This is a genomic window from Cohnella sp. GCM10027633, assembly GCF_042675445.1.
Classification (GTDB): Bacteria; Bacillota; Bacilli; order Paenibacillales; family Paenibacillaceae; genus Cohnella.
In genome coordinates, this window is sequence record NZ_JBHTGV010000003.1 from 223,872 (window position 1) to 249,016 (window position 25,145).

Here is a 25,145-nt window from a genome sequence, read left to right on the forward strand (position 1 = left end):
TAGAGATGGCAGGTAAAAAAGGAGCAGAGCCCTTAGGCCCTGCTCCTTGGCTGCGTTATCGGAATGGAATATGCCTTAATCTTCGATCGTGGATAGATCTCCGGTCGGCAGGTTCAGCTCCCAAGCCTTCAGCACGCGGCGCATGATCTTGCCGCTGCGCGTCTTCGGCAGCTTATCCTTGAATTCGATCTCGCGCGGCGAAGCATGCGCGGACAGCCCTTCCTTCACGAACTTCGAGATTTCGGCCTTCAGCTCGTCGGACGGCTCGTAGCCTTCGCGAAGCGAGATGAACGCCTTGATGATCTCTCCGCGAAGCGGATCGGGCTTGCCGATGACGCCCGCTTCGGCTACGGCCGGGTGCTCGACCAGCTTGCTCTCGACTTCGAACGGCCCTACGCGCTCGCCGGACGTGTTAATGACGTCGTCGATGCGGCCTTGGAACCAGAAGTAGCCTTCTTCGTCCATGTACGCGGAGTCGCCGGAGACGTACCAGCCCGGGATTCGGAAGTACTCCTCGTACTTCGCCGGATTGTTCCAGATCTTGCGCATCATCGAAGGCCATGGCGTACGAATGGCGAGGTTGCCCATCCGCAGCGGCGGCAGAACGTTGCCTTGATCGTCGATAATGGCCGCTTGCGCGCCCGGAATCGGCTTGCCCATCGAGCCCGGCTTGATCGGCATGCTCGGATAGTTGCAGATGAGCTGACCGCCCGTCTCCGTCATCCACCACGTATCGTGGATCCGTTGGCCGTACACCTTGTTGCCCCAACGGACGACTTCCGGATTCAGCGGCTCGCCGACGCTCAGCACGTGGCGCAGGCTCGACAGATCGAAGCCCTTCACGACGTCGTCGCCGGCGCCCATGAGCATGCGGAACGCGGTCGGCGCGCTATACCAGACGGTAACCTTGTACTTCTGCAGCGTCGCGTACCAATCTTGCGGGCTGAAGCGTCCGCCGCGCACGACGTTCGTCACGCCGTTCAACCATGGCGCGAAGATGCCGTAGGACGTGCCCGTAACCCAGCCCGGGTCGGCCGTACACCAGTAGACGTCGTCTTCCCGCAGGTCGAGCACGACGCGTCCCGTATGATAATGTTGAATCATCGCGTTCTGCACGTGGAATACGCCCTTCGGCTTGCCCGTGGAACCCGACGTATAATGTAGGATAAGTCCGTCCTCGCGACCTACGAACGCAAGCTCCGCTACCTCGGAAGCGCCCGCCATCGCCTGACGGAAGTCGACGGTGCCTTCACCCGCCTCCACGTTGTCGCCGTATACGATAACGTGCTTCAGCTCGGGAAGCTCCGCGCGAGGTACGCGCGAGACGAGAGCCGGCGTCGTGACGATCGCCACCGCGCCGCTGTCCTGCAGTCGGTCGCGCACCGCCGTCTCCATGAACGCTTCGAACAACGGCCCGACGACGGCGCCGATCTTCAGCGCGCCCAGCAATGCGAAGTACAACTCCGGCGTGCGCGGCATGAAGATGAAGACGCGATCGCCTTGGTTCACGCCGAGTCCGCGCAGCACGTTGGCGAACTTGTTCGATTGCTTCGACAGCTCCGCGTACGTATAGCTCTCGTCTCTGTTGTTGTCGCTGTAATGGAGCGCGATCTTGTCGCCTTTGCCGTTCTCGACGTGACGGTCGATCGCTTCATAAGCCATGTTCACCTTGCCGGTCGTCGCCCAAGAGAACTGCTTCTCGATGTCTGCCCATGAAAAAGTCTTTACTGCTTCCTCGTACGATTGCATGTTGGATACGGTCGCCGTTACCGGCAACTTCTCGTCTTGTTGCAGTGTCACCATCCATCACCTTCCCATTGGGTTGCAGACATTCGATAACGAATGCGCTTACATGAATCGGAGAATCGCGATGTTCCCCTTTGCCACAGTCATTATAACATAGACAACCGTCGTTCTACATAGCGCATATCGGGGAAATTAAGCAAATCTAGGGTTAAAATATGCTACAATTGACGTATCAACGACCGGTTATACGGAAAGGAGCTCGGCATGGAACACATCAAAAGATACGTCCGGCTCCAGATCGAACGCGACGGGCGCTCGTTCGTCGTCGAAGGCCCCGTCCCCGCCGGCACGCTCGCAGACTGGAAGATGCATCCCGATCTCGACGCCTTCCGCAGGCCGGCCGAGCAGAAGAAGGCGCTCATCGAGATCGCCGAATTGCCCGAAGGCCGAATCATCGTCGCCCGGGAGGACGATCTGATCGTCGGTTACGTCACGTTCCATTACCCGGACGAGATGGAACGCTGGTCCGAAGGCGGCATGGACGATCTCGTCGAGCTCGGCGCCATCGAAGTCGCCGACGCCTACCGCGGCTTCGGCCTCGGCAAGACGATGATCATGTCCGCCTTCGAGCATGGCCAGCTGGACAATATGATCGTGTACACGACGGAGTACTATTGGCATTGGGACCTTGAAGGCAGCGGCCTGAACGTATGGCAATACCGCGAAATGATGGAGAAGCTGATGAAGTCCGTCGGCATGGTCTGGTTCGCGACGGACGACCCGGAAATATGCGCGCATCCAGCGAACTGCCTTATGGTGCGGATCGGCAAGGACGTACCGCTCTCCTCCGCGGAGAAGTTCGACCGCGTCCGGTTCCGCCAGCGCTTCATGTATTAACGGAAAGGTAGGCGACACACTTGAGTGCCAGAGCCTTATGGATCGACAACACCGCCTCCGGGCGTTATCGTTTCTCCGAGCAGCACCCGTTCCACCCGATTCGTCTCGCGCTCGCGGAAGAACTGCTGCGCATGAGCGGCGCTCTGGACGTCTCGCGGGCGCTGGCTCCCGCCGGCATCGAAGAAGCGCGGGAGATCGTCTCTCGCATTCATCGGACGGACTACGTCGACGCCGTCGCGGCGCTGAGCGCAAGCTCTCCTAGTGCAGAAGCGTTACGCGACGCCGCGAAGTACGGCTTAGACGCAGACGGCGACACGCCTTCCTTCGAGGACATGGAGGCCGCGTCCCTTCAGGTCGTCGCGGGCTCGCTCGCGGCGGCCGAGGCCGTCATGTCCGGCGCGACGAACAGGGCGCTGCATCTCGCGGGCGGACTCCATCACGCGTTCCCGGACAAGGCAGCCGGCTTCTGTGTGTTCAACGACGCGGCTGCGGCGATCTCGCGGATTCGCGAACGTTACGGGGCCCGCGTCTTGTACATCGATACGGACGTACACCACGGCGACGGCGTGCAATGGTTCTATTACGACGATCCCGACGTGTTCACGCTATCGATCCACGAGACGGGCAAATTCCTGTTCCCCGGCACCGGCTTCCATCACGAGCGCGGCCATTCGTCCGGCTACGGCGCGTGCTTGAACTTGCCGGTCGAGCCTTACACCGAGGACGACTCGTGGCTCGAATTGTTCCGCATCGGGGTCGAGCGAGCGGTAAGCGCCTTCAAGCCGGACGTCATCGTCAGCCAGCACGGCTGCGACGCTCACGCGTTCGACCCGCTCGCCCACGTCCATTGCAGCATGCGCATCTATCGGGAGATGCCTCGCCTCATCCGCGAGCTGGCCGACCGGCACGCAGGCGGCAAGTGGATCGCCCTCGGCGGCGGCGGATACGACCATTGGCGCGTCGTCCCGCGAGCGTGGAGCTTGCTGTGGCTGGAGATGTCCGAGCATCCGCTGCTCGAGGAGATCGACCGGTCGCCTCTGGGCGGACGGTTGCCGGACGGCTGGCCGTCGATCGACGGGCCGAGCCGCCCTCGCGACCTGCCTGGCACGTGGCTCGACGACGTCGCGGCTTGGACGCCGATGCCCCGTCGGACGGAGATTACCGAGAAGAACAAGGCGATGTTGGACATCGCGCTTCAGCATCTGGGGTGACATGCGGCGGTTTGCAGCGCAATAGGGCGTTGGCGGTGAGTTATTGAGGCGGAATTTCGATCAAGGCGCGTTGTAGCGCGGAGGCGAGTTGCTGAGGCGAAATTACGATCGAGACACGTTGTAGCGCGGTCGCGGCGAGTCACTTCTATCGCAAACAGCAATCATATGCGAATCCAAACAAGCTGCCCTCGCGGGCAGCTTGTCTTGCGTTCCTATGTATCTTACATCCCTTGTACCATCTCGCTGACGATCGCGAACGACCGGTCAGCGGCTTCGACGGTGAACTCGGAGAAGTTTACGTGCGCGGATCCGTCGGCCTTATCCGACATCGAGCGGATGATGACATGAGGAATCCCGTTCATATGGCACACTTGGGCAACCGAAGCGCCCTCCATCTCCGTACATGCGCCGCCTAATTCCTCGTATAATCCTCTTACAACCTCGCGGTCTGCGATGAACTGATCTCCGGACAGTACTTTGCCCGTACGCAGCCGTCCCGGGAACAGTTTCTCTCCCGCCGCTTGGGCGAGCCTCACGAGTCCTTCGTCCGCGGCATATTCGGACACCGTTTGGTACGGAATCGTCCCGCGCGGGAAGCCGAGCGCGGTAACGTCCACGTCATGCTGCAGACTGCTCGACGAGATGACGATATCTCCGATGTTCAGCTCAGGATCGACCGCTCCGGCGACGCCGGTGAACAAGACGACGTCCGCGCCGAACTTATCGATCAAGATTTGCGTGCATACCGCCGCGTTGACCTTCCCGACGCCGGACTGCGTCAACACGACATTGCGCCCGTGGAAAGTACCGCGATAATACGTCAAGCCCGCGCGCTGCTCCGATTGCGAGTCGCCCATGTGCGCGAGCAACAGCTTGATCTCCTCTTGCATGGCACCGATGATGCCGATCGTTGCGTAAGACACGATGATCTTCCTTCCCCTTATATGACGAACCCCTATCAGTATTCCTCGCCTGCAGTTAGACTAACTCTCACTGCATGAATCCCAAATGCCGCACCCCGCGGGACGCGACTTAACTTCATACAAAAGCCCCGCGCCGGCGGTTAATCCGGCGCAGGGCATGTTCGTAATTACATTACGCTCTCGGAGCGGCGACTGAGCGGCGCAAGATCAACTCATGCGGCAACGTAACCTTCGCGTTCTCGACCGTTTCCTTCTTCATCAGCTTCGTCAGTAGACGCATCGACACGGCGCCGATGTCGTACATCGGTTGCGCGACCGTCGTCAGCAGCGGACGCACCATCGAAGAGATGCGGCTGTTGTCGACGCTGATGACGGATACGTCTTCTGGGACGGACAAGCCCGAGTCCTGGATGCAGTGAATCGCGCCGATCGCCATCTCGTCCGTCGCGGCGAAGATCGCCGTCGGACGGTCGGACAAGCCGAGGAAGTATTGCGTCGCGTCGATGCCGGATTCATACCGGTAGTTGCCGACGCGCACGTAATCTTCGCGATAAGCGATGCCCGCTTGATCGAGGGCGCGCTTATAGCCTTGGTATCTCGCGTAGCCGTTCGCCGGATCCTGCAGCGTGCCGCTGATCATCGCGATGGAACGGTGTCCTTCCGCGATCAACCGGTTCACCGCGTCGAACGCGGCAGCTTCGTGGTCGATGTCCACGGAAGGGATGACGCCCTTCTCGTCCGTCGTGGCGCACAGAACGATCGGCACGTTAGACGTCTTGAACGCTTGCACGTGATCGTCCGTCACCGCGCCGCCCATGAACAAGAGTCCGTCAACCTGCTTCTCGAGCAGCGTGTTGATGACGCGAATCTCCTTGTCCTTCCGCTTATCGGCGTTACAGAGAATAATATTGTAGTGATACATATTGGCGATATCTTCGATGCCGCGGGCGACTTCCGCGAAGATCGCGTTCGCGATGTCGGGAATGACTACGCCGACGGTCGTCGTCTTCTTGCTGGCCAATCCCCGCGCGACCGCGTTAGGCCGATAGCCGAGCCGTTCGATCGCTTCGTATACTTTCTTGCGCGTTTGCGGTTTGACGTTCGGATTGTTGTTGACGACGCGGGATACCGTCGCCATCGATACGCCGGCTTCGCGCGCTACGTCGTAAATGGTTACCGTCACAAGTATTCGCTCCAATGTTCGGGACCGGAGGGGTAACGCTTGTCCGATCGTGGATTAATAAGGTAATCATACGACAAAACCTCATGTTTAGCAATCTGACATGAGGTTCAATAGATGTAAATCGCTAGATTAGCCTTGCTTCGGCTCGCCGAGCTGTTCCGACAGCGCCGCGTAAGTAATGTGCCAGTGGGATGTGTTCCATACCGCCTGGCCGTCCTTCACGAGAATCGCCTGCGGCGATGCGTGCTTCACACCGAGCCGTTCGGCTATCTCGTTGCTCACCGGCCGCTCCTCTATGACGCGCACGAGCGCGAAATCGACAGGTCCGCCATGGGCGTCTTCGACGTATTTCGTCAATTCTTCATGGGCGCCCGCGCTGATCGGACAGGTCGTGCTGTGCTTGAACACGAGCAGCGGCTTCCCCGATCCCGACGTCCCTTGCAACGCTTGCTCCCATTGCTCCAAGCTCGTCAACTGCTGCAAACTTGCCATGTCGGCAACCTCCTCTGAACTGTTCGTATTCAACAATCGTAGCAGAAAAGAAGCAGCGAAGCAAAACGAAAGGGAAGGCGCGTATCGCCTTCCCGACCGGTGCTACGATATGTATTGCGCGCTTAGCTGGGACAGACGGGAGCGAAGCTCTTCCTTCCACGCTTCGTCGCCGAGCGCCGTCGCCAAGTTAAGCAAATCCAATAGCTGGTTCGTTCGTTCCTCGGTCGCCCGCGCGACATCGGACGGTTGCAGCGTTTTCAACTGCGTCCGCATGCCGGTCAGCACGCCGGCCCACTCGTGCACTTCGTCGAACGGAATGCTTCGGGAATCCGACACGGCTCCGAGCTGGCTGATGAGCCGTCCGACGTCGTCCTTCACGCCGTGGAACACGTCGTTGCGTCCGCATTGGGAGCAGCTGTAGACGGGGACGTTCGTGATATTCACTTTTTTCGCGAAAATAACGGTACGCAGCGATAAAGCCATCTGTTCGCCGCATGAGCACATTTTAAGCAACGGGTCTCTCTCCTTACGAAAAAAAAGAGCTTGCCCTACTCAATTCGGCCTATGCGGCTTGAATTCCTTCTTCGTTAACGGGTGTAAATTCTGGAACCGCCGGAGCGGCGGGATCTCCGGTAAACGAACCAGCTTCCGATCGCATAGACGAGCGCCGCCGCGACGGCAGCGCCGATCGCGTCGTGCAGCAGGTCGTCGGCGTCCGGCGAACGCCTCGGCACGAACGATTGGTGCCATTCGTCGGAGAGGCCGTACGCGACGCAGATCGTGACGTTCAGCAGCGCGCCTCCCAGCGTCAGGGCGCTCGCGCCCTGGCCGAATGCGATCGCCAGCGCCAAGCCGAAGTAAGCGACGTAATGCATCGGATTGAAGTCGCTCAGGAACGGCGCATAACGCTGCGCCCAAGGGAGCCAGCTGTCCATCTGATCGCCGGTCCGCGACGAGAGGACGAAGATGGTGACCATGATCGCGACTGCGGGAACATAGCGCCAATATTTCATGAGAATACACGCCTTTCGCGGCCTATCCGCGTGAATGATCGGCCAAGATTTGATACAATGACGGAGGAATTCAACGTTACGATGACAAGCCATTACGAATCGGAGGTCGATCCCCATGACATTGAAACGCGTCGTATGTTTGCTAGACGACGAATTCGAAGATTTAGAACTCTGGTATCCGGTCTACCGCGCGCGCGAAGAAGGCGCGGAAGTGCTGTACGCCGGACCCGAGAAGGGCCGCAAGCATATCGGCAAATACGGCGTCCCTGCCATCGCGGACATCGGCTACGAAGACTTGGACGCGGATCGGTTCGACGGCGTGCTCGTTCCGGGCGGTTGGGCGCCGGACAAGATCAGGCGCGACGCGCGCGTGCTCGATTTCATCCGGAAGATGGACGAGCAAGGGAAGCCGATCGGCCAGATCTGCCATGCGGGCTGGGTGCTCGTCTCCGCGAAAATCCTGCAAGGCCGGTTCGTGACGTCGACGCCGGGTATCCGCGACGACATGGAGAACGCTGGCGCGCAGTGGATCGACGAAGCGGTCGTCATCGACCGGAACATCGTCTCCGCTCGCAGGCCGCCCGATCTGCCGCCTTACGCGAAGGCGTTCTGCGACCTGCTGTTCGGCCGTTAATGCCGAAGAGGACTGAACGACGAGCCTTCTAACCGCATATCGCAACAGAACGGAAGGATACCTCTTCGCGGGGTATCCTTCTTCTTCGTTCCGAGCGCGTTACGGTTGAAAGCGGTCGGCTCTGGACGTCATCAGACGCGCCGCGTGGAACCGCTCCGCGCATGCCCTCATCTCTCCCGCCGTACGGTAAGCGAACAGCTCCTCGAGCAGCTTGCGGCTGTCGGTCGCCTTCGTCCGCAGCATCGTCTCCTTGACCGGCAAGATCGCTTGCGCGGACAAGCTCAGCTCGTCGATGCCCAGACCGAGCCAGATCGGCAGCGCGCGAACGTCCCCGGCCAATTCGCCGCAGACGTTGACCGGAATGCCGCGCTTATGGGCGGCGCCGACGACCGTGCGCAGAATGCGCAGCACCGCGGGGTGGAACGGCTCGTACAGATGGCTAATCTTCTCGTTCATCCGGTCGACCGCGAGCGTGAACTGAATCAGATCGTTCGTGCCGATGCTGAAGAATGCCACTTCCTCCGCCAGCAAGTCCGCGATCGCGACGGCCGCAGGCACTTCGATCATGATGCCGACCTTAATGTCCGCGGCGAACGGCTGCCCCTCCGCTTCAAGCTCGCGGCGAGCCGAATCGAGCACCTCGTTCGCCTCGCGGAACTCTTCTACGGACGCGATGAGCGGGTACATAATATGCACGTCGCCGTAGACGGACGCGCGAAGGATGGCTCTCAGCTGGATTTTGAACAAGTCTTTGCGGTCCAAGCTGAACCGAATCGCCCGGAAGCCGAGGAACGGATTCTCTTCCGACGGCAGCTCGTAATAGTCGAGCTGCTTATCCCCGCCGATATCGAGCGTGCGAATAATGAGCGGCTTGCCGTTCAGCTTCTCGGCGACGGCTTTGTACGCCGAGAATTGCTCTTCCTCGGACGGGAACCGGTCGCGGTCCATGTACAGAAACTCCGTGCGGAACAAGCCTACCCCTTCCGCACCGTTCGCCAGCGCGGCCTGCAGCTCCTTGTAGGAGCTGATGTTCGCGGCGAGCGTGAGCGATACGCCGTCGGGAGTAATCGCGGGCACTTCCGCCAACGTCTGGAGCCGTTCCTTGTCCTCCGACTGCCGCTTGCGCATCTCCGTATACCTCGACACCGTGTCGGGCAGCGGATCGACGTGCAGCAGTCCGCCGCCGCCGTCGACGATGACGAGGTCGCCCGTCGCGATCGGCTCCTCCAGCTTGCCTTCCACGCCCATGACCATCGGAATGCCGAAGGCGCGCGCCATGATGGCCGCGTGCGACGTCGGGCTTCCGATCATCGTCACGACGCCGAGCACGAGCTCCGGCTTCAGATGGACGAGCTGGGACGGAGACAATTCTCGAACGACGAGCACGAACGGCTGCGAATCTTCCGGCATGGCGATTTCCGGCACGCCGAGCAAATGCTTCAAGAGCCGGTTGCCGACGTCCTTGATATCGAGCGCCCGCTCCTTCATGTATTCGTCGTCGAGCAGGTCGAACATCGTCACGAAATGGTCGATCGCTTCCTTGACCGCCACCTCCGCGACTTTGTACTGCCGCTGGATGATCCCTTGGATTTCGTTCATGAATACCGGATCTTCCAGGATGGCGATATGCGCGTCGAATATGCTCGACTCTTCCGCTCCGACCGCTTCGTCCAGTTCCGTTTTCATCCGGTTGATCTCGGTCTTCGAGCGCCGGATGCCTTCGTAGAGCCGGTCGAATTCCTTGGCCAGATCCGCGACGTCCAGCTTCTGATCGGGCAGCTCCCACTCCCAATGCGGCAGAACGAACGCTTTGCCGATCGCGATGCCGTCCGATGCTCCCAAAGCTTGTATCATTTCCCCGCCCCCTTGTTCTCTCTCTCGTGAACGACGACCGACATGACCGCCGCTTGACCTTTCTTAACCGCTTTGAACGGCGCGAAGCGCCAAGATTTCACGATATCCGAATTCGTGATGACCATCGGGGTTGCCAGCGACTTCGCATGCTGCTTGAGCGTCGGCAGATGGAACCTGAGCAACGGCTGGCCGGGCGCCACTTCGTCGCCGTGCTTCACCAGGGCGGTGAAGCCTTTGCCCTCCATCTGCGACGTATTGATGCCGACGTGCAGCAGCACCTCGAGTCCATCGTCCGTCTGCAGGCCGATCGCGTGCAACGACGGATGAATATGTATCACGGTGCCCTTCACCGGCGCGACGAGCTCGCCTCTCTCCGGGATGAACGCGACGCCGCGGCCGACGAGCCGCTGGGCGAAGATCGGATCGTCGACTTCCTCGAGCGGAATCATCCGGCCTTGCACCGGCGCATGGAATTGCACCTGTTGGACGTCCTGCTGCATGAGCTTCTGGATCTCTTCCCGGATGAGCTCGGAATACGTGCCGAACACGACCTGCACGTGACCGCTTCCGAGGCGGATGACGCCGGCGGCGCCCAGGTGGCGAAGCGCCTGAACGTCGACCTTGCGATCGTCGTCCTCGAGCGTCAGCCGCAGCCGCGTAATGCAGGCTTCGAGCCGAACCATGTTCTCCTTGCCTCCGAGCGCCTGCAGAATGAGCGGCGCGCGGTACGGAATGTCGCCGGCCCAGTCGTCGAGCTTCGTCGCGTCTTCGCGTCCCGGCGTCGTGAGCTGGAAGCGGCGAATGCTCCAACGGAATAAAATATAGTAGAAGATGCCGACCGCCATACCCAGAGGCAGCAGCAGCCAGCCCTTCGTCGCGAGCGGCATGTTGACCAAATATTCGAGCGCGCCCGCCGAGAACGTGAAACCGTGATGAATGCCGAGCTCGAAGACGAGCCACATGATGCCGCCCGAGATGAGCGCGTGAACCAAGAACAAATACGGCGCGACGAACAGGAACGCGAATTCGATCGGCTCCGTAATGCCCGTCAGGAACGAGCTGAGCGCCGCGACGCGGAACTGCCTGCGCGTCTTCGGCTTCAAGTCCTCGCGCGCCTCGTGAATGATGGCGAACGCGATCGCGGGGAGCGCGAACATCATCGTCGGGTACAGTCCCGCCATGAACGAGCCCGCCGTCGGATCTCCCGCGAAGAACCTCGGCAGATCGCCGAAGTATACCGACCCGTCCGACGCCTCGTACTGACCGATCTGGAACCAGAACAGATGGTTCAGCAGATGATGCAGCCCGAACGCGACGAGAATTCGATGGAGGAAGCCGTACAGGAAAATGCCGAAGCCGCCCGCGGAGACGACGATCGTCCCCGACGATTCCGCGAAGCTCCTTATGCTCTCTCCCGTAAAGATCATCAGGCACGCGAACAAGAGCGAGAAGACGCTCATGAACAGCGGCACGAACCGGGAGCCTCCGAAAAATTGCAGAGATTCAGGCAGCTGTATCCCTTTGAACCGGTCATGCGCCCAGCTCGAAGCGATCCCGATGACCGCACCGGCGAACATCGACGATTGCACGCCGTTCGGATCGTATGCCTGGGTGACCGCATGGAAAATAAACATGCCCGTAAGCGCCGCCATGCCCGCGGCCGCCGTCTGTCCGGACATGGCGAGCGCGATGCCGACCGCGAACACGAAGGGCACGTACCCGAAAATCTCGATTCCCGCCGCGTAGAGCGCCTCTTGCGCCTGCGTCCAGCCGATCGCGTCCCACGGCAATCTCGATAGCAGGATGAATACCGCGGCCGCGGGCAGCACCGTCATCGGCAGCATCATCGCCCGTCCTAGCCGTTGGAGATAGCCGACACCGAACATACGTCCGTTCCCCCTCCTCTCTCTCGATGGTAAGCCCGACCAGCGTCTTTTGTCAAAAAGAGAATAGTAACGGCGCGAGGACCGTTACTATTCCGCGAACGTGCTTATTGCTTGCCGTGAGGCAACAGAATCGAATCTTCCACCTTGATGCAGCGGTCCATGATGACCGTTAACCCGCCTGCCTCGGCAATCGACGCCGCTTCGTCGTTCGCGATGCCGAGCTGCAGCCACAGTACCTTCGCGCCGGCCGCCACGGCTTCCTGCGCGATGGGAGGCGTGTGCTCCGGACGGCGGAACACGTTCACGATGTCGATCGGGTCGGGAACGTCCGCGAGCGACGCATAAGCGGTTTCGCCGAGGATGCTCGTCGCCTTCGGGTTAACCGGGATGATCCGGTAGCCTTTGCGTTGCATCGCTTCGGATACCATGTACGACACTTTGGACGGATCGTCGGACAAGCCGACGACCGCGATATTGTTCGCGCCTTGCAAGATCTCCTTGATCTGCTCGCGCGACGGATTCTCGAATGCCAATTGAGCCACTCTCCTTCAACGTATCGGATCGTTTAGCTTACCCATTCCACCTGCGCACCAAGCGCCTTCAGGTGATCGAAGTAATGCGGATACGACTTCGCGACGTGGTGCGCGTCCTTGATTCGGATCGGCTGCTTCGAGCGAAGGCCGACGATCGTCAGCGCCATGATCACGCGGTGGTCGAAGTGAGCGTCGATCTCGACGCCGCCCTCGACGCCTTCCGGACGGCCGTGAACGATAATCTCGTCCTGCTTCTCCTCGACTCGCGCCCCCGCTTTGCGAAGCTCCGCCAAGTAATCGGTAATGCGGTCGCATTCCTTGTAACGCAAGTTCTCGACATTATAGAATCGCGAAGTTCCTTCCGCGAACACGCTCGCCGCCACCATGGCGAGAACGCCGTCCGTGAATTCGTCGCCGTCGAATTCGCCGGCGACCAGCTTGCCGTTGCCTTTCACGTGAACGATGCCGTTCTCGTGCGTCAGCGGCACTTGCATCGCCTTCAGCACGTCTACGACGGCGCGCTCGCCTTGCTTGCTGTTCTCCATCAGGCGGTGGACGACGACGTCGGAATCCGTCACGGCCGCCGCGGCGAGAATCGCCGCCGAGCCCGGGTAGTCCCCTTGCACGACGTACGTCTGCGCGCGGTACTTCTGCTTGCCGGGAATCCGGTAATGCATCAGATCGTCGGAAGCTTCGATGACGATGCCCGCTTGCGCGAGCACCTCGAGCGTCTGGCCGACGACGACCTTCGACTTCAAGTCGTGCAACACTTCGATCTCGCTGTCCTCGTCGAGCAGCGGCGTCAGGAACAAGAGCGAGCTCAGGAACTGGGAGCTGACGTTGCCGGACACTTGGATCTTGCCGCCGCGCGGATTGCCGCCGCGAATCGTCATCGGCAGCTTGCCTTGCTCATGGTCGATCTGCACACCCATGCTCTCGAGCGCCGCGATAAGGTCGTCGTGCGGGCGCTTGCCGAGCGATTGCGGATACGCGTTAACGAAGCGCACTTCCGGCAGCAGCGCGGCGATCGACATCACGAAGCGCAGCACCGCGCCCGCGTTGCCCACGTTCAGTTCCTTCGCCGGATGCGGGTTGCGCCCGAAACCGGTAATGACGATCTTCTCGTCGTCCTCTTCGACGACGGCGCCGAGATCGCGGATGCAACGGCGCATCGCCTCGCCGTCCTCGCTGTGCGCCGGATGCAGAATCGTGCTCGTGCCTTCGGCAAGCGCGGCGACGAGCAAGTAGCGCGTCGTATAGTTTTTCGAAGATAATGCCTGGATCTCGCCTTGCAGCCTGCCCGTCGGCGTTACGATCATATCCATTGTGTAAGCACGCTCCTAGAATCTATGTAATGAGATAACTGACGCCTACGCCCGCCGCGGTGAAGCCTATTCCGCCTGCATACGTCGCGATCAAGTAGGTAACGATCGTCTTGCGGGACGCCGTCTTGCGCAGCGTCGCCTTCTGTACGTTCAATGTCGAATAAGTCGTCAATCCGCCGAGTATTCCGGTCGCAGCGAACGCGTACGCCTCCTCGTGCCGGTCGGGCCAGCCGAGACCGAGCAACAGTCCGATGGCGAAGCTTCCGACGAGATTCACGGCCAGCGTGGCGAGGAACCCGGGTTTCCCTTGCTTGGCGACCCATACGCCGGCGCCGTAACGCAACAGCGTCCCGATCGTTCCGCCAAGCCCGATGAGCAATACCGTCGGCACGTTCATGCGCTTCTCCTCCCGCTTCCCGCCGCGACGCCCGAGGCCGCGATCAACCAGCCGCCGATGCCGCTGACGAGCGCGTATGCGATCGCCGCGCCGTACGCGTGGTGCTTCCAGAGCACCCACAGCTGGCCGTTGAACGCGCTGAAAGTCGTGAACGCGCCCAGGAAGCCCGTTCCCGCCGCTTCCTTGAACCAGCTCGGCAGATTGCGCCTCGCCGCGAGACCGATCAACAAGCCGAGCAGCAGACTGCCCGCCAGGTTGACGCACAGCGTCGCCCAAGGGAACGCCGAATCGTCGTAAGCCGGCATGGCAAGTCCCACCCCGTAGCGCGACACCGCGCCGGCGAACCCGGCGACCGCGACCGCGATTGCGATAATCATAAGCGCCTCCCCGCAGTCCCGCCGTCCATTTGACAGCGGTACATGCCGTTCCTTATGATGGACCTATCATTCCATAGATAAGGATGTTGCCCCAGATGAGCGAGACAGCGACCATTACCGTAGAACGATTGAAACAAAGACTCGATGCCGGGGAGACGCCCCTCCTGATCGACGTCCGCGAGCACGAAGAAGTCGCGCACGGCATGATCGAAGGCGCCATCCATATGCCGCTCGGACAAGTGCCGCAACGGCTGGACGAAATTCCTCGCGACGAGGAAGTCATCTTCATCTGCCGCAGCGGGTACCGCAGCGACAATGCCTGCCAATACTTGTCCGCTCTCGGCTTCAAGGGCGCGACGAACCTCGTGGGCGGCATGCTCGCATGGGCGAGCCTGCCCTAACCCCCGCGATAGCCGATCAGCGCATCCATCCGAGCATCAGCTTGGCGATGTCGGCCGGCGCCAGCCGGCTCGTGTCGATCGTCGCGTGCGCGAAATCGTACGCATGCTTCCTCGCTTCCAGCAACGCGGCGACCTTCGCTTCGGCGTCGCCCGCGAGCAGCGGCCTCGTGCCCGCCGCGGCGGCGCTCGTCACGCGGCGGACCAGGCTGTCGCGATCGGCCGTAAGCGAGACGACCCAGCCGCCGCGCAGCATCGCGCGGCGATTGCGCTCTCGCAGCACCGCCCCGCCGCCCGTGGCGACGACCCGGCGGCTGCCGCCCAGCACGTCCTCCAGCACCCGGCTCTCCCAGTCGCGGAACGCTTCCTCGCCCTCTTCCGAGAACAGCTGCGGTATCGGCTTGCCGGCTCGCCTCTCGATCTCTTCGTCCGTATCGATCCGGTCCCATCCGAGCTGCTCGGATAACAACCGGCTAACCGTCGATTTTCCCGTCCCCATGAATCCCACGATGACGATGTTGCGGCTCGTGTCCCGTCCGTCCACTCCCGGTTCCCACTCCTTGGCATTCCGCTTGTTCTACTATATCACAAATGGCTCGAGGGTATAAATCGACGCGTTTTACCGTAAGTTTGATAGTGTACGCCATTCCAGCCAAAGGTGATGGTTCCATTTGAATCCCGATCTCGTTCCCACCCAAGCCGACGAACCGCTCAGACGATTGCTCGACCCCGCCTATCCGCTGTGCAGGGACGACGTCAAGTCCGCGCTCGGCTATATGAAGAAAAAAGTGGCCGACGGCGCACCCGAATGGACGGGGCTCGATCGGCCACAGCTGCTTGCGCGTTTCGTATGTTTCGCGGACATGGCGCTGTTGCTCCTGCATCGCCGCAATCCGAGCGACAAGGAAACCGCCTGCTTCCGGTCGATGCTCGGAGAGCTGCTTCCGCAGAAGCCGCCCTCCGGGCGATAAAATGGATTAGCCGTTCAGCCACGCTTCCGAACAGGAAGCACGGCGGGACGCGATTAGCCGTTCAGCCAGTTGTGGTGGAACGTGCCTTCTTTGTCCACGCGCTTGAACGTGTGGGCGCCGAAGTAGTCGCGTTGCGCTTGAAGCAGGTTCGCCGGCAAGCGCGCGGAACGGTAGCTGTCGTAGTACGCGATCGCGCTGGCGAACGAAGGAACCGGGATGCCGTAAGCGACGGCCGTCTGCACGACTTCGCGCCACGCGTCTTGGTACGATTCGACGACGCCTTTGAAGTACTCGTCCAACAGCAGGTTGCGAAGCTCCGGATCGCGGTCGTAAGCGTCCTTGATGTTCTGCAGGAAGCGGGCGCGGATGATGCAGCCGCCGCGGAAGATCATCGCGATGTCGCCGTAACGCAGGTTCCAGCCGTACTCCTCGGAAGCGGCGCGCATTTGCGCGAAGCCTTGCGCGTAAGAGCAGATCTTGGAAGCGAACAGCGCTTTGCGCACGCTCTCGATGAACGCCGCTTTGTCGCCTTGGAACGGCTTCGTCTTCGGACCGCTAAGCACTTTGCTCGCGGCGACGCGCTCTTCCTTCATCGCGGACAGGAAACGCGAGAAGACGGATTCCGTAATGATGGACAAAGGTACGCCCAGGTCGAGCGCGCTTTGGCTCGTCCATTTGCCGGTGCCCTTTTGTCCCGCGGCGTCAAGAATGACGTCGACCATCGGCTTGCCGGTCTCGGCGTCTTTTTGCGCGAAGATGTCGGTCGTGATCTCGATCAAGTAGCTGTCGAGCTCGCCGTTGTTCCATTCTTTGAAGATTTCGTGCAGCTCGTCCGTGGAGACGCCGAGCACGTCTTTCAGCAATTGGTACGCTTCGCAGATGAGCTGCATGTCGCCGTACTCGATGCCGTTGTGAACCATCTTCACGTAGTGGCCCGCGCCGTCCGGTCCGATGTACGTACAGCAAGGATCGCCGTTCACCTTCGCGGAGATGCCCGTCAAGATCGGTTCTACGAGACGATAAGCTTCTTCGGGGCCGCCCGGCATGATGGACGGGCCTTTCAGCGCGCCTTCTTCGCCGCCGGATACGCCGGTACCGATGAAGTTAAAGCCTTGAGCCGTCAGATCGCGGCTGCGGCGTTGCGTATCAGGGAAGTAGGCGTTGCCGCCGTCGATGATGATATCGCCTTTGTCGAGGTAAGGGATCAACGACTCGATCGTCGCGTCCGTGCCCGCGCCGGCTTGTACCATGATCAGGATTTTGCGCGGTTTTTCCAAGGAATTGACGAACTCTTCGACGGAGAACGTGCCGACGAGGCGTTTGCCTTGGCCGTCCGTGTTGAGCAGGTCGTGCGTCTTCTCCGCGGAACGGTTGTAAACCGCTACGGTGAATCCGCGGCTTTCGATGTTAAGAGCGAGGTTGCGTCCCATTACGGCTAGACCGACGACGCCGATGTTTGCAGTAGTCATGGTTTTCTTCATCCTTTAATACGAAATTTTACACAATAAACCTATTGTACTCTTTTTCCGCGAATAAGAAAACCACCTTTAATTTTATTTATGTCGTAATAAATGCTTGCAATTTCATTTTACTTACTGTTTAATAGTAACTATAAAACTTTAAGGGAGATGGATGACATGGCAGCAACACAATGGAACTTGGACAAATCGCACAGCGGAATTACGTTCAGCGTGCGCCATATGATGATCACGAACGTACGGGGAAGCTTCAACGAATTCGGCGCGACGTTATCGGCGGACTCTGCCGATCTGGCCGGCCTCGAGGCGACGTTGACGATCGACGTGAACAGCATCGACACGAAGGACGCGGGCCGCGACGGCCACTTGAAGTCCCCCGACTTCTTCAACGCGGAGCAATTCCCGCAAATTTCGTTCGCTAAGACGTCCCTCGTCTCCAAGGGCGGCGACGACTACGCGCTGACCGGCGACCTTACGATCGCGGGAGTCACGAAATCCGTCACGCTGAACACGGAAATTTCCGGACCGGCCAAAGACCCGTGGGGCAACGTGAAGCTCGGCGTCGTCGCGGACGGCGTCATTCAGCGTTCCGAATTCGGGCTATCTTGGAACGCGGCGCTCGAAACCGGCGGCTTGCTCGTCGGCGACGCGATCAAAGTGCACATCGAGCTCGAATTCGCGCAAGCGTAATTCCCGCGATATCATCCATACGGACCCTCGATCTTCCTTAGGGAGAGATCGGGGGTTTTTTCGTTTGGATTGGATGGACATGGACAAGAACTGCTCCGCTACTGCCTTTTTTTGACAAAATAGACGTTCGTCCAATAGATTGCTAGGCGTATGTACATCCGCCAAATGCACCCGCGGCGTAAGATGTAGTCTATCTTCAGGGGAGGTGGGTACAATCGATAGGTTAATCCGCGCGAAAGAATCGTGCGAAACGTCCACGGGAACATCGACGGTCTATATTCCGAAAACATGCACGACCATCTTCTACCCGAAGCAGCCGACGATCCGCGCCATCGGTCAGCCGTCTACCCCGAAAACTGCGGCGTGCAAGAAGAAGCCCAAGAAGCGTCGACTTAGAAAATGCGCGAAGAAAGCGGCTCCGAAATGCAAACCCAAACGGAAAATCGCATGCAAAATCGTCGTGTGCCGCAAAACGCGCGTCGTCCGCAAGAAGCGAAAAAAAGTCGTCAGGCGCTTCAGGTTCCATGAATTCAGCCATGCGCATCATGACGACCGGGTGGTAGGTACGCCCGGCCCCGCTGGCGCGGCCGGTCCGCAAGGTCCGCAAGGCGCCCATGGTCACGGCTTCAAAGGTCCTCAGGGACCGCAAGGACCTCAAGGACCTCAAGGACCGCAAGGGCCGCAAGGCGCTTACGGCCAAGGCAACCAGGGTCCTCAGGGGCCGCAAGGCGGCCAAGGAGCTGCCGGTCAAGGCACTCAAGGTCCCCAAGGAACTCAAGGCACTCAAGGTCCGCAAGGCACGCAAGGCACGCAAGGTCCTCCGGGTCCTCAAGGACAGCAAGGCGCGCAAGGCCAAGGCACGCAAGGTCCTCAAGGGCTGCGAGGACCGCAAGGCACGCAAGGTCCTCCGGGAACGCAAGGTCCGCGAGGCAGAACGGGAGAACAAGGCGATCGCGGGAGAAGAGGAAGACGCGGTCCCCGAGGCCGGAACGAGATTAGCTACGTGGGCAGTTCCGTTCAACAATTCGTCGACAGCGCGGCTGCACCGGGTCTTCAAGGCGGCGCCGTCCTGTTCAACCAATCCATGATCGAAGGCGGCAACGTTACGGTCGACGATCCGTCGCTCATTCGGATTAATAACAACGGCATCTACTATATCAGCTGGGAAGTGTTTCCTGCTGCGGGCGATACCGCTTTCGGCTTGTTCTTCACGCCTCCCGGTTCCGGTATCGCGACGCTTATCCAAGGCAGCAATTACGGATCCGTCCAGAGCGACGTTCCCTATCAAGGCCAAGTCATAACGAGATTAGCGAACGGCGGCTTCTTGTCGCTGAACCGGATCGACGACAACAACGGCGCGGTCTTGCTGAGGAGCGAGATCGCCGGAGGCACGCCGACGGAAAGCGCGTCGATCATCATCATGAGAATGCGGTGAATCATCCGTCTCCGACATTCGCCATTCCTAAGCGTGCCTTCGGGCACGCTCTACATAGAAGAAGCATCCTCCGCCGATTCGGCAAGGATGCTTCTTACTCTTTTCTATACGACGCAGAGCTCACAGCTCCAACAGCAGCATTTCGACTCGCATGCCCCTCAGCTTCTCTTTGGACGCTTCCGCGTCCTCCGTACGCCCTTCCGTTAGCGCCTCGTGAAGCACGGCCAGCTCATAGTCCACTTCTAAGCGAAGCACGCCCGCACGATGCTCGGCCCGCTTGGATTTGAACGCTTGAACCATGTCTTCTACCGTAATCTGAGGCCTTTTCTGAAAAATAATCCGATGTTCCATGCCGGACACCTCCACGAGACGGATAATTTCACCGAACATGATGTTCTCGATGACGAGCACTTGACGGTCGCGGAACCTCTTCACAATGGCGTGACCGCGGGAATCGCCGATGAGCTTCTCGATCCACTGCGCCAACTTCTCATCCTTGACCAAGTAATCCCCGATCATTTTGTAACGGTTGAGCACCCGCTGGAATTTCAGCTTCAGCAGCTTGCGCCCGGTTCGCACCGATACGACGAACAAGTGCTCGCTCTCGTTCCAATACAGCGAATACCCCTGCTGGATCAGCTCGCGGATCAGATTCTGGATTTGGCGACGGTCGAATCGAAGCTCGAGATTGCAATATTCCACTTCGTGACTGCGGTTCACGGCCATCCCCCCTCCTGCGCATATCGCACGGCTTGAGTTGTTGACCGAATTGTCTGAATATTCTTACTTACTCTTATCTTATACTCCATCTTATGTTATGGCAACTTGGTTTCTTGACTATTTTCGAGGAAGCGGACGGCCATTTTTACCCAATGGCCGTTCGACGCCGAAGGTGACAGCCGTGCGGGCAACAATGGTATAATGAGTTCATTGCTATCTTCGACAATATTAGCGAACGTAAGGAGACACCAACCGGATGAGTCCAACCAGTACCGCCACGTCCCCGTTCCGGGGGTTCGCGAAGGAAGACTTCGCGGTGTTCGAAATCGAAGGCTTGGAGCCGCGCATGGAGGCGCTCATCGCGACCGTGCGCCCCAAGCTTCATCAGCTCGGCGACCTCGTCGCCGAATATCTCGAAGGACTGTGCGGGGAACCGATGTTCCCGCACGTCGCGAAGCACGCCAGACGGACGATTAATCCGCCCCACGACACATGGGTAGCCTATGCGAACAATAAGCGCGGATACAAGGCGTATCCGCACTTCCAGATCGGACTATGGTCGACACACGTATTCGTTCAATTCGCCATCATCTACGAATGCCCGGGCAAGTCGGCTTTCGCGGAGCGCGCACTGACGGAGCTCGATTCGGTCCGCCGGTCCGTTCCCGCGCATTACGTCTGGTCGAAGGACCATATGGTGCCGGCCGGCATCGTCCACGGCGACTTGCCCGATGCCGGGCTTGCGGAGCTGTTCGACCGTCTGAAGACGGTCAAAGCGGCCGAATTGACGTGCGGCATCCACATCCAGCGCGACGACACGCTGCGCATGGACGGCGACGCGTTCGTCCGCCTGGCGGAAGACACGTTCCGTACGTTGATGCCGCTGTACAAGATGGCCTGGGCGTAAAAGGCTAACGATTGAATACGGCCGCGTCTCCTCGGGAGTCGCGGCCGTTGACGCGTTAAGACTTGACGACGAGCGTCTTGGCGATGAGATCGTGGAGCGCCTGCTTCTTCTCCGTCCATCCCGCCATCATGAATCCGATGAACAGGATGATCCCGGAGAGGATGGACGCGAGATGGCGTCCTGCCGCGCGTCCGAACGAGATGCGCCCTCCGTCTTCGTCCGTCACCTTGATTCCGATGAGCATCTTGCCGAGCGTCGCTTGCTTGGCGGACGATTCCATGAGCGACTTGTACAGCAACATGACGATGAATTCGACCCAGTTGTTATCGTCCGAGGCATCCGGCCCGAGCAATATTCGCGAGAGCAGCATGATAGGCAATAGCAGAATAAGACCGTCCACGAGCACCGCCAACGCCCGCCTCCAGAATCCGGCGTAATCGGGCATGAACAGGCTGTCGTTCCTGTCCCCCGATTCGTAAGGACTGAACGCCCGGTAAGTAGCCGGACGTTCCGATCCGCCGGCTCCCTTCAACGCGGCTCCGCAACCGTTGCAATAGCGCGCGTCGTCTTCGTTCTTCCTTCCGCAGCGTTCGCACTCCATCGTATGACCTCCCGTTTCGTCTTGTTCTATTATACTTCTCTCGCCTCCTAACGATTTCCTTGTTCATTGCCGTCGAATGCAAAAAAACAGCGCCCCATCCGGGGCGCCGTTCGATCAACTTATAGCGCGATTACGCTGCCGCGTTCGCTTGAGCCGCCGCGGCCTTGCGCTGCTTGCGGGACTTGCGGAAGAACAGCAGCTCGTATACGCAAGGCACGATGACGAGCGTGAGCAACGTCGCGACGGCCAGACCGCCGATAACGACGACCGCAAGGCTTTGCGAGACGATGCTGCCGCCTTCCGACGATCCGAACACGAGCGGAAGCATCGCGCAGATCGTGGCGATCGCGGTCATCAGAATCGGACGCATGCGCGTGCCGGCCGCTTCGATGAGCGATTCGCGAATCGTCATGTTGTTCGCTTCGTTCTGTCTGACGCGGTCGAGCAATACGATCGCGTTCGTGACGACGACGCCGATGAGCATAACGACGCCGAAGATGGCCGTAAAGTCAGGCGTAATGCCGGCGATGATAAGGCCGAGCACCGCGCCGATCGGAACGAACAAGATCGTGGAGAGCGCCGCCAGCGGAGCGCGGAGCGTCTTGAACGTGACGACCATGATCAGGTACGCGACGGCGATGCCGACGAGACCCATGATGAACAGATCGATGAAGTCCGCGGCTTGGTCGGCTTGCGCGCCGCCGACGTTCAGCTTCACGCCTTCCGGAGGCGTAATTTCTTTCATGGCTTTATCGATCTCGGTACCTACGATCGAGAGTTGAGCAGGATCGACCGTTGCCGATACGCGTACATAGCTCTTGCCGTCCTTATGGAAGAATTGCGTGGCCTTCTCTTCCTTCACCCATTCCGCGATGCTGGACACCGACTTCGGTCCATCGTCGGTCATGACGGTCAAGTTCGCGAGATCGCTCTCGGATTGCGGCTTCAGCGCCGGCTCGAGCACGACGGACAGCAATTGACCGCCGCTATTGATCGTGCCGATCGGCATCGGGTTCAACATGCCTTGGAGCTGGGTCGAGATATCTCCCGCCTTCGCTTGGGTCGGATCGACTTGAAGCGTGTAGCTCGTTTTCTTCTCGTCTTGATTGCTCTCGACTTTCAGGACGTCTTTGATCGGTTTGATCTTCGCGATGACTTCCTCGGACGTCTTCGAGATTTGCTCGAGATCGCTGCCGGTAACGTCGACGAATACTTGCGTTCCGCCGCTGCCGCCGAAGAAGTTGCCCGCGCCGGCGTTCAGATCCGCTTCGGGATAGTTCGCGCGCTCGGCCTTCACCGCGTCGATGATGTTCTCGGCATCCGCGCCGTCTTTGATCTGTACCATGTAGGATACGAGCGTCGGCGATTGCACGGAGCCGTATTTGGCCGCGTCCGCGCTATTGCCCATCGACATGTTGACCCACTCTTGCTCCTCTTGCTGCATGAGGAACGCTTCGAGCTTCTTGCCGTTCTCGAACACTTCGTCTACCGGCGTATCCGGCTTGTATTCGAGCGTGATCGTAAGCGTCTCCGCGCTGGACTGATCGAGCGCGCCTTTCGGCATCGACATGTACGTACCGATCGAACCGATGAGGAGAATGAAAGCGACGAGGATCGGCAGCCATTTGTGGCGCAAGTTCCAAGCCAGGAAATTCATGAAGCGTTGGCTCGGGTTATGTTCCTTGATCGTCGAGTTCTTCAACACGCCTGCGCTAAGCAACGGTACGACCGTCAGCGCCACGAGCAAGGAGGACAGAAGCGAGTACGTAACGGTAAGGGCGAACGGCAACAGGAATGCTTGGAGACCGCCGCGCAGCAAGCCCATCGGCAGGAATACGGCAACCGTCGTCAGCGTGGACGCCGTAATCGCTCTGGACACTTCGCGCGTCGCGTCGATAACGACGTCTACGGAGAACTTCTCCTTCTGAAGCCTGCGGAAAATGTTCTCGATAACGACGATGCTATCGTCGACCAGACGGCCGACGGCTACCGCGACGCCGCCGAGCGTGAGAATGTTGAGCGTGATGCCCGACAAGTCGAGCAAGTAGAGCGTCATGCCGAGCGACAGCGGAATCGAGATAATCGTCACGAGCGTCGCGCGAACGTTGCGCATGAACAATAGGATGACGATCGTCGCGAACAACGCGCCCATAAGCACTTCTTGCATCATGCTGTTAACGGAGTGCACGACTTGCTCGGAGGTGCTGATCATGATGCGCAAGTCGATCTCTTTATTCTCCGCGTTGAGCTTATCGATCGCGTCTTGGACGCCGTCGCCGACTTTAACGGCATTGGCGCTTGCGCTCTTGGAGACGACGAGCATGAGCGCGTCTTTGCCGTCGATCCGGTTCACGCTCTCTTTGTTGTCGAGCAGCTGAACTTCGGCTACGTCGCTAAGGGCGACGCCTTGGGCGACCGGCAGCTTCTTCAGAGACTCGACGTCGCTCAGGTTGCCTTGCACGTTCAGATTGACGATCTGGCCGTCGATCGTGCTTTCGCCGACCGAAGCGGACGCGCTGCGCCCTTGCAGTACGCCGTACAACGCTTGCAGCGGCACGCCCTTATCGGACAGCTTCGCGAGATCCGGCGTTACCGTAATCTTAGGCTGCGACTTACCGGACAGCTGGACTTCGCCGGCGCCGTCGATGCCGCGGAACGTATCGCCGACGAGCTGCTCCAGTTTTTCTTTTTGCGATTCCGTTACGCCGTCGTTGAACGTCAACGTCACGAACGAGATCGGGATCATCGAAGTGTTGAATTGGATGACGTACGGAGGAGATACGCGCTCCGGAAGCGGAACCGCGTTCACCGCGCGCTCGACTTCGAGCTTCGCTTCCTTCATGTTCGTGCTGGAATCGAAGTTCAGGTTGACTTGGGAGAAGCCGTCCCCGGAAGTCGAGAACGTGTTCGTCTTTCCCTTAATGCCGGACAGCGCCTGCTCGAGCGGATTCGTAACCGACTGCTCCATCGAAGACGCGTCGTAACCCGGCCCGATGACCGACACCGTTACCTGCGGATTATCCGCCTCCGGCACGAGCTCCATCGGGAGCTTGAAGTAGCTGAAGATCCCTAGGCCGAGCACCATAACGATCAGGATGCTGATGGCCGACTTATTGCGAAATGCTCCTTGAATGAATGACCTCACAGTAATGTTTTCCCCTTCCGAACCTTTGATTTCTGCTGTAAATTCTCACATTCCTAATATTACGGGTCGAACGATCGGCGCAACAACGGCTCCAGACCGGATTTGTACCTAGACTCAGGTCTGAGTCCGTTTACGGCTGAAGTCTCTCTATAGGCCCTAGAGCTACGATAATGCACCAATATGAACGGAAAATGAACAGAGCGCAAACTATACTACCATATTTCGTAAAAGTTTGGACACGTTTAGATTTATTTAATATTTACACGGCCATAGGATGCTCTATAATGTAAGTGAGTAATCACTCATTATGAATAAAATGGATAAAGGAG

Annotated in this window: 25 protein-coding genes; 8 read left to right on the plus strand and 17 right to left on the minus strand. The window is 59.4% G+C overall.

Features of this window, described 5'->3' with window-relative positions:
• Positions 1–75 precede the first annotated feature (75 nt).
• Positions 76–1,803: an acetate--CoA ligase gene (gene acsA, locus ACFQZG_RS10125; RefSeq protein ID WP_378151999.1), complete on the minus strand. Its 1,728-nt coding sequence runs from the start codon at positions 1,801–1,803 to the stop codon at positions 76–78.
• A 207-nt stretch (positions 1,804–2,010) separates the two neighbouring features.
• On the opposite strand from acsA, the gene ACFQZG_RS10130 reads away from it, so the two are divergent.
• On the plus strand, positions 2,011–2,643 hold the full coding sequence (locus ACFQZG_RS10130) for a GNAT family N-acetyltransferase (RefSeq protein WP_378152001.1): 633 nt from the start codon (positions 2,011–2,013) through the stop codon (positions 2,641–2,643).
• A 20-nt stretch (positions 2,644–2,663) separates the two neighbouring features.
• Positions 2,664–3,854, plus strand: a complete 1,191-nt coding sequence (locus tag ACFQZG_RS10135) for an acetoin utilization protein AcuC (RefSeq protein WP_378152003.1) — start codon at positions 2,664–2,666, stop codon at positions 3,852–3,854.
• Between the two features lie 221 nt (positions 3,855–4,075).
• Here ACFQZG_RS10135 and ACFQZG_RS10140 read toward each other — a convergent pair whose 3' ends face one another.
• From ACFQZG_RS10140 to ACFQZG_RS10160, 5 genes are all read right to left on the minus strand, one after another.
• Positions 4,076–4,777: a 5'-methylthioadenosine/adenosylhomocysteine nucleosidase gene (locus ACFQZG_RS10140; protein ID WP_378152004.1), complete on the minus strand. Its 702-nt coding sequence runs from the start codon at positions 4,775–4,777 to the stop codon at positions 4,076–4,078.
• A 172-nt stretch (positions 4,778–4,949) separates the two neighbouring features.
• Complete coding sequence (gene ccpA / locus ACFQZG_RS10145) at positions 4,950–5,960, minus strand: catabolite control protein A (protein WP_378152006.1); 1,011 nt, start codon at positions 5,958–5,960, stop codon at positions 4,950–4,952.
• 129 nt (positions 5,961–6,089) lie between these two features.
• Positions 6,090–6,452, minus strand: a complete 363-nt coding sequence (ytxJ, locus tag ACFQZG_RS10150; protein WP_378152008.1) for a bacillithiol system redox-active protein YtxJ — start codon at positions 6,450–6,452, stop codon at positions 6,090–6,092.
• A gap of 102 nt (positions 6,453–6,554) precedes the next feature.
• Positions 6,555–6,965, minus strand: a complete 411-nt coding sequence (locus tag ACFQZG_RS10155) for a hypothetical protein (RefSeq protein ID WP_378152010.1) — start codon at positions 6,963–6,965, stop codon at positions 6,555–6,557.
• Between the two features lie 74 nt (positions 6,966–7,039).
• Positions 7,040–7,465: a VanZ family protein gene (locus ACFQZG_RS10160; RefSeq protein WP_378152012.1), complete on the minus strand. Its 426-nt coding sequence runs from the start codon at positions 7,463–7,465 to the stop codon at positions 7,040–7,042.
• 115 nt (positions 7,466–7,580) lie between these two features.
• Between ACFQZG_RS10160 and ACFQZG_RS10165 the strand changes: the two genes are divergently transcribed.
• Positions 7,581–8,099: a type 1 glutamine amidotransferase domain-containing protein gene (locus ACFQZG_RS10165; RefSeq protein WP_378152013.1), complete on the plus strand. Its 519-nt coding sequence runs from the start codon at positions 7,581–7,583 to the stop codon at positions 8,097–8,099.
• A gap of 99 nt (positions 8,100–8,198) precedes the next feature.
• On the opposite strand, the gene ptsP is transcribed toward ACFQZG_RS10165, so the two are convergent.
• The 6 genes from ptsP to ACFQZG_RS10195 all read right to left on the minus strand — a co-directional run bounded on the left by ptsP (position 8,199) and on the right by ACFQZG_RS10195 (position 14,471).
• Positions 8,199–9,953: a phosphoenolpyruvate--protein phosphotransferase gene (ptsP, locus tag ACFQZG_RS10170; RefSeq protein ID WP_378152015.1), complete on the minus strand. Its 1,755-nt coding sequence runs from the start codon at positions 9,951–9,953 to the stop codon at positions 8,199–8,201.
• Complete coding sequence (locus ACFQZG_RS10175) at positions 9,950–11,839, minus strand: glucose PTS transporter subunit IIA (protein WP_378152017.1); 1,890 nt, start codon at positions 11,837–11,839, stop codon at positions 9,950–9,952. Before ACFQZG_RS10175 ends, ptsP begins: the two co-directional genes overlap by 4 nt.
• Before the next feature lie 104 nt (positions 11,840–11,943).
• Positions 11,944–12,372 carry a CoA-binding protein gene (locus ACFQZG_RS10180; RefSeq protein WP_378152019.1) on the minus strand — a complete coding sequence of 143 codons (429 nt, stop codon included), beginning with the start codon at positions 12,370–12,372 and terminating at the stop codon, positions 11,944–11,946.
• Between the two features lie 32 nt (positions 12,373–12,404).
• Entirely contained in the window at positions 12,405–13,697 is a 1,293-nt protein-coding gene (gene aroA / locus ACFQZG_RS10185; protein WP_378152021.1) for a 3-phosphoshikimate 1-carboxyvinyltransferase, read from the minus strand.
• A gap of 22 nt (positions 13,698–13,719) precedes the next feature.
• On the minus strand, positions 13,720–14,094 hold the full coding sequence (locus tag ACFQZG_RS10190; RefSeq protein WP_378152023.1) for a fluoride efflux transporter FluC: 375 nt from the start codon (positions 14,092–14,094) through the stop codon (positions 13,720–13,722).
• A complete protein-coding gene (locus ACFQZG_RS10195; protein ID WP_378152024.1) occupies positions 14,091–14,471 on the minus strand; it encodes a fluoride efflux transporter FluC in 381 nt (126 codons plus the stop codon). Before ACFQZG_RS10195 ends, ACFQZG_RS10190 begins: the two co-directional genes overlap by 4 nt.
• Positions 14,472–14,566: 95 nt before the next feature.
• Between ACFQZG_RS10195 and ACFQZG_RS10200 the strand changes: the two genes are divergently transcribed.
• Positions 14,567–14,872, plus strand: coding sequence for a rhodanese-like domain-containing protein (locus ACFQZG_RS10200; protein WP_378152026.1), 306 nt, complete (start codon positions 14,567–14,569; stop codon positions 14,870–14,872).
• Positions 14,873–14,888: 16 nt separating this feature from the next.
• Here the strand turns inward: ACFQZG_RS10200 and ACFQZG_RS10205 are convergent, their stop codons facing one another.
• Positions 14,889–15,413, minus strand: a complete 525-nt coding sequence (locus ACFQZG_RS10205) for a shikimate kinase (protein WP_378152028.1) — start codon at positions 15,411–15,413, stop codon at positions 14,889–14,891.
• A 127-nt stretch (positions 15,414–15,540) separates the two neighbouring features.
• On the opposite strand from ACFQZG_RS10205, the gene ACFQZG_RS10210 reads away from it, so the two are divergent.
• Entirely contained in the window at positions 15,541–15,840 is a 300-nt protein-coding gene (locus ACFQZG_RS10210; protein ID WP_378152030.1) for a hypothetical protein, read from the plus strand.
• A 53-nt stretch (positions 15,841–15,893) separates the two neighbouring features.
• On the opposite strand, the gene gndA is transcribed toward ACFQZG_RS10210, so the two are convergent.
• A complete protein-coding gene (gene gndA, locus ACFQZG_RS10215; RefSeq protein ID WP_378152032.1) occupies positions 15,894–17,309 on the minus strand; it encodes an NADP-dependent phosphogluconate dehydrogenase in 1,416 nt (471 codons plus the stop codon).
• 168 nt (positions 17,310–17,477) lie between these two features.
• Here gndA and ACFQZG_RS10220 point away from each other — a divergent pair, with 168 nt between their 5' ends.
• Together ACFQZG_RS10220 and ACFQZG_RS10225 are read left to right on the plus strand one after the other, a co-directional pair.
• Positions 17,478–18,008, plus strand: coding sequence for a YceI family protein (locus tag ACFQZG_RS10220; protein WP_378152034.1), 531 nt, complete (start codon positions 17,478–17,480; stop codon positions 18,006–18,008).
• A 460-nt stretch (positions 18,009–18,468) separates the two neighbouring features.
• On the plus strand, positions 18,469–19,443 hold the full coding sequence (locus ACFQZG_RS10225; protein WP_378152036.1) for a hypothetical protein: 975 nt from the start codon (positions 18,469–18,471) through the stop codon (positions 19,441–19,443).
• A gap of 120 nt (positions 19,444–19,563) precedes the next feature.
• Here the strand turns inward: ACFQZG_RS10225 and ACFQZG_RS10230 are convergent, their stop codons facing one another.
• Entirely contained in the window at positions 19,564–20,163 is a 600-nt protein-coding gene (locus ACFQZG_RS10230; RefSeq protein ID WP_378152038.1) for a hypothetical protein, read from the minus strand.
• 256 nt (positions 20,164–20,419) lie between these two features.
• On the opposite strand from ACFQZG_RS10230, the gene ACFQZG_RS10235 reads away from it, so the two are divergent.
• Entirely contained in the window at positions 20,420–21,070 is a 651-nt protein-coding gene (locus ACFQZG_RS10235; protein WP_378152040.1) for a YktB family protein, read from the plus strand.
• Positions 21,071–21,125: 55 nt separating this feature from the next.
• Here ACFQZG_RS10235 and ACFQZG_RS10240 read toward each other — a convergent pair whose 3' ends face one another.
• Positions 21,126–21,671, minus strand: coding sequence for an RDD family protein (locus tag ACFQZG_RS10240; protein WP_378152042.1), 546 nt, complete (start codon positions 21,669–21,671; stop codon positions 21,126–21,128).
• A gap of 130 nt (positions 21,672–21,801) precedes the next feature.
• Complete coding sequence (locus ACFQZG_RS10245; protein ID WP_378152044.1) at positions 21,802–24,816, minus strand: efflux RND transporter permease subunit; 3,015 nt, start codon at positions 24,814–24,816, stop codon at positions 21,802–21,804.
• Positions 24,817–25,145: the final 329 nt, after the last annotated feature.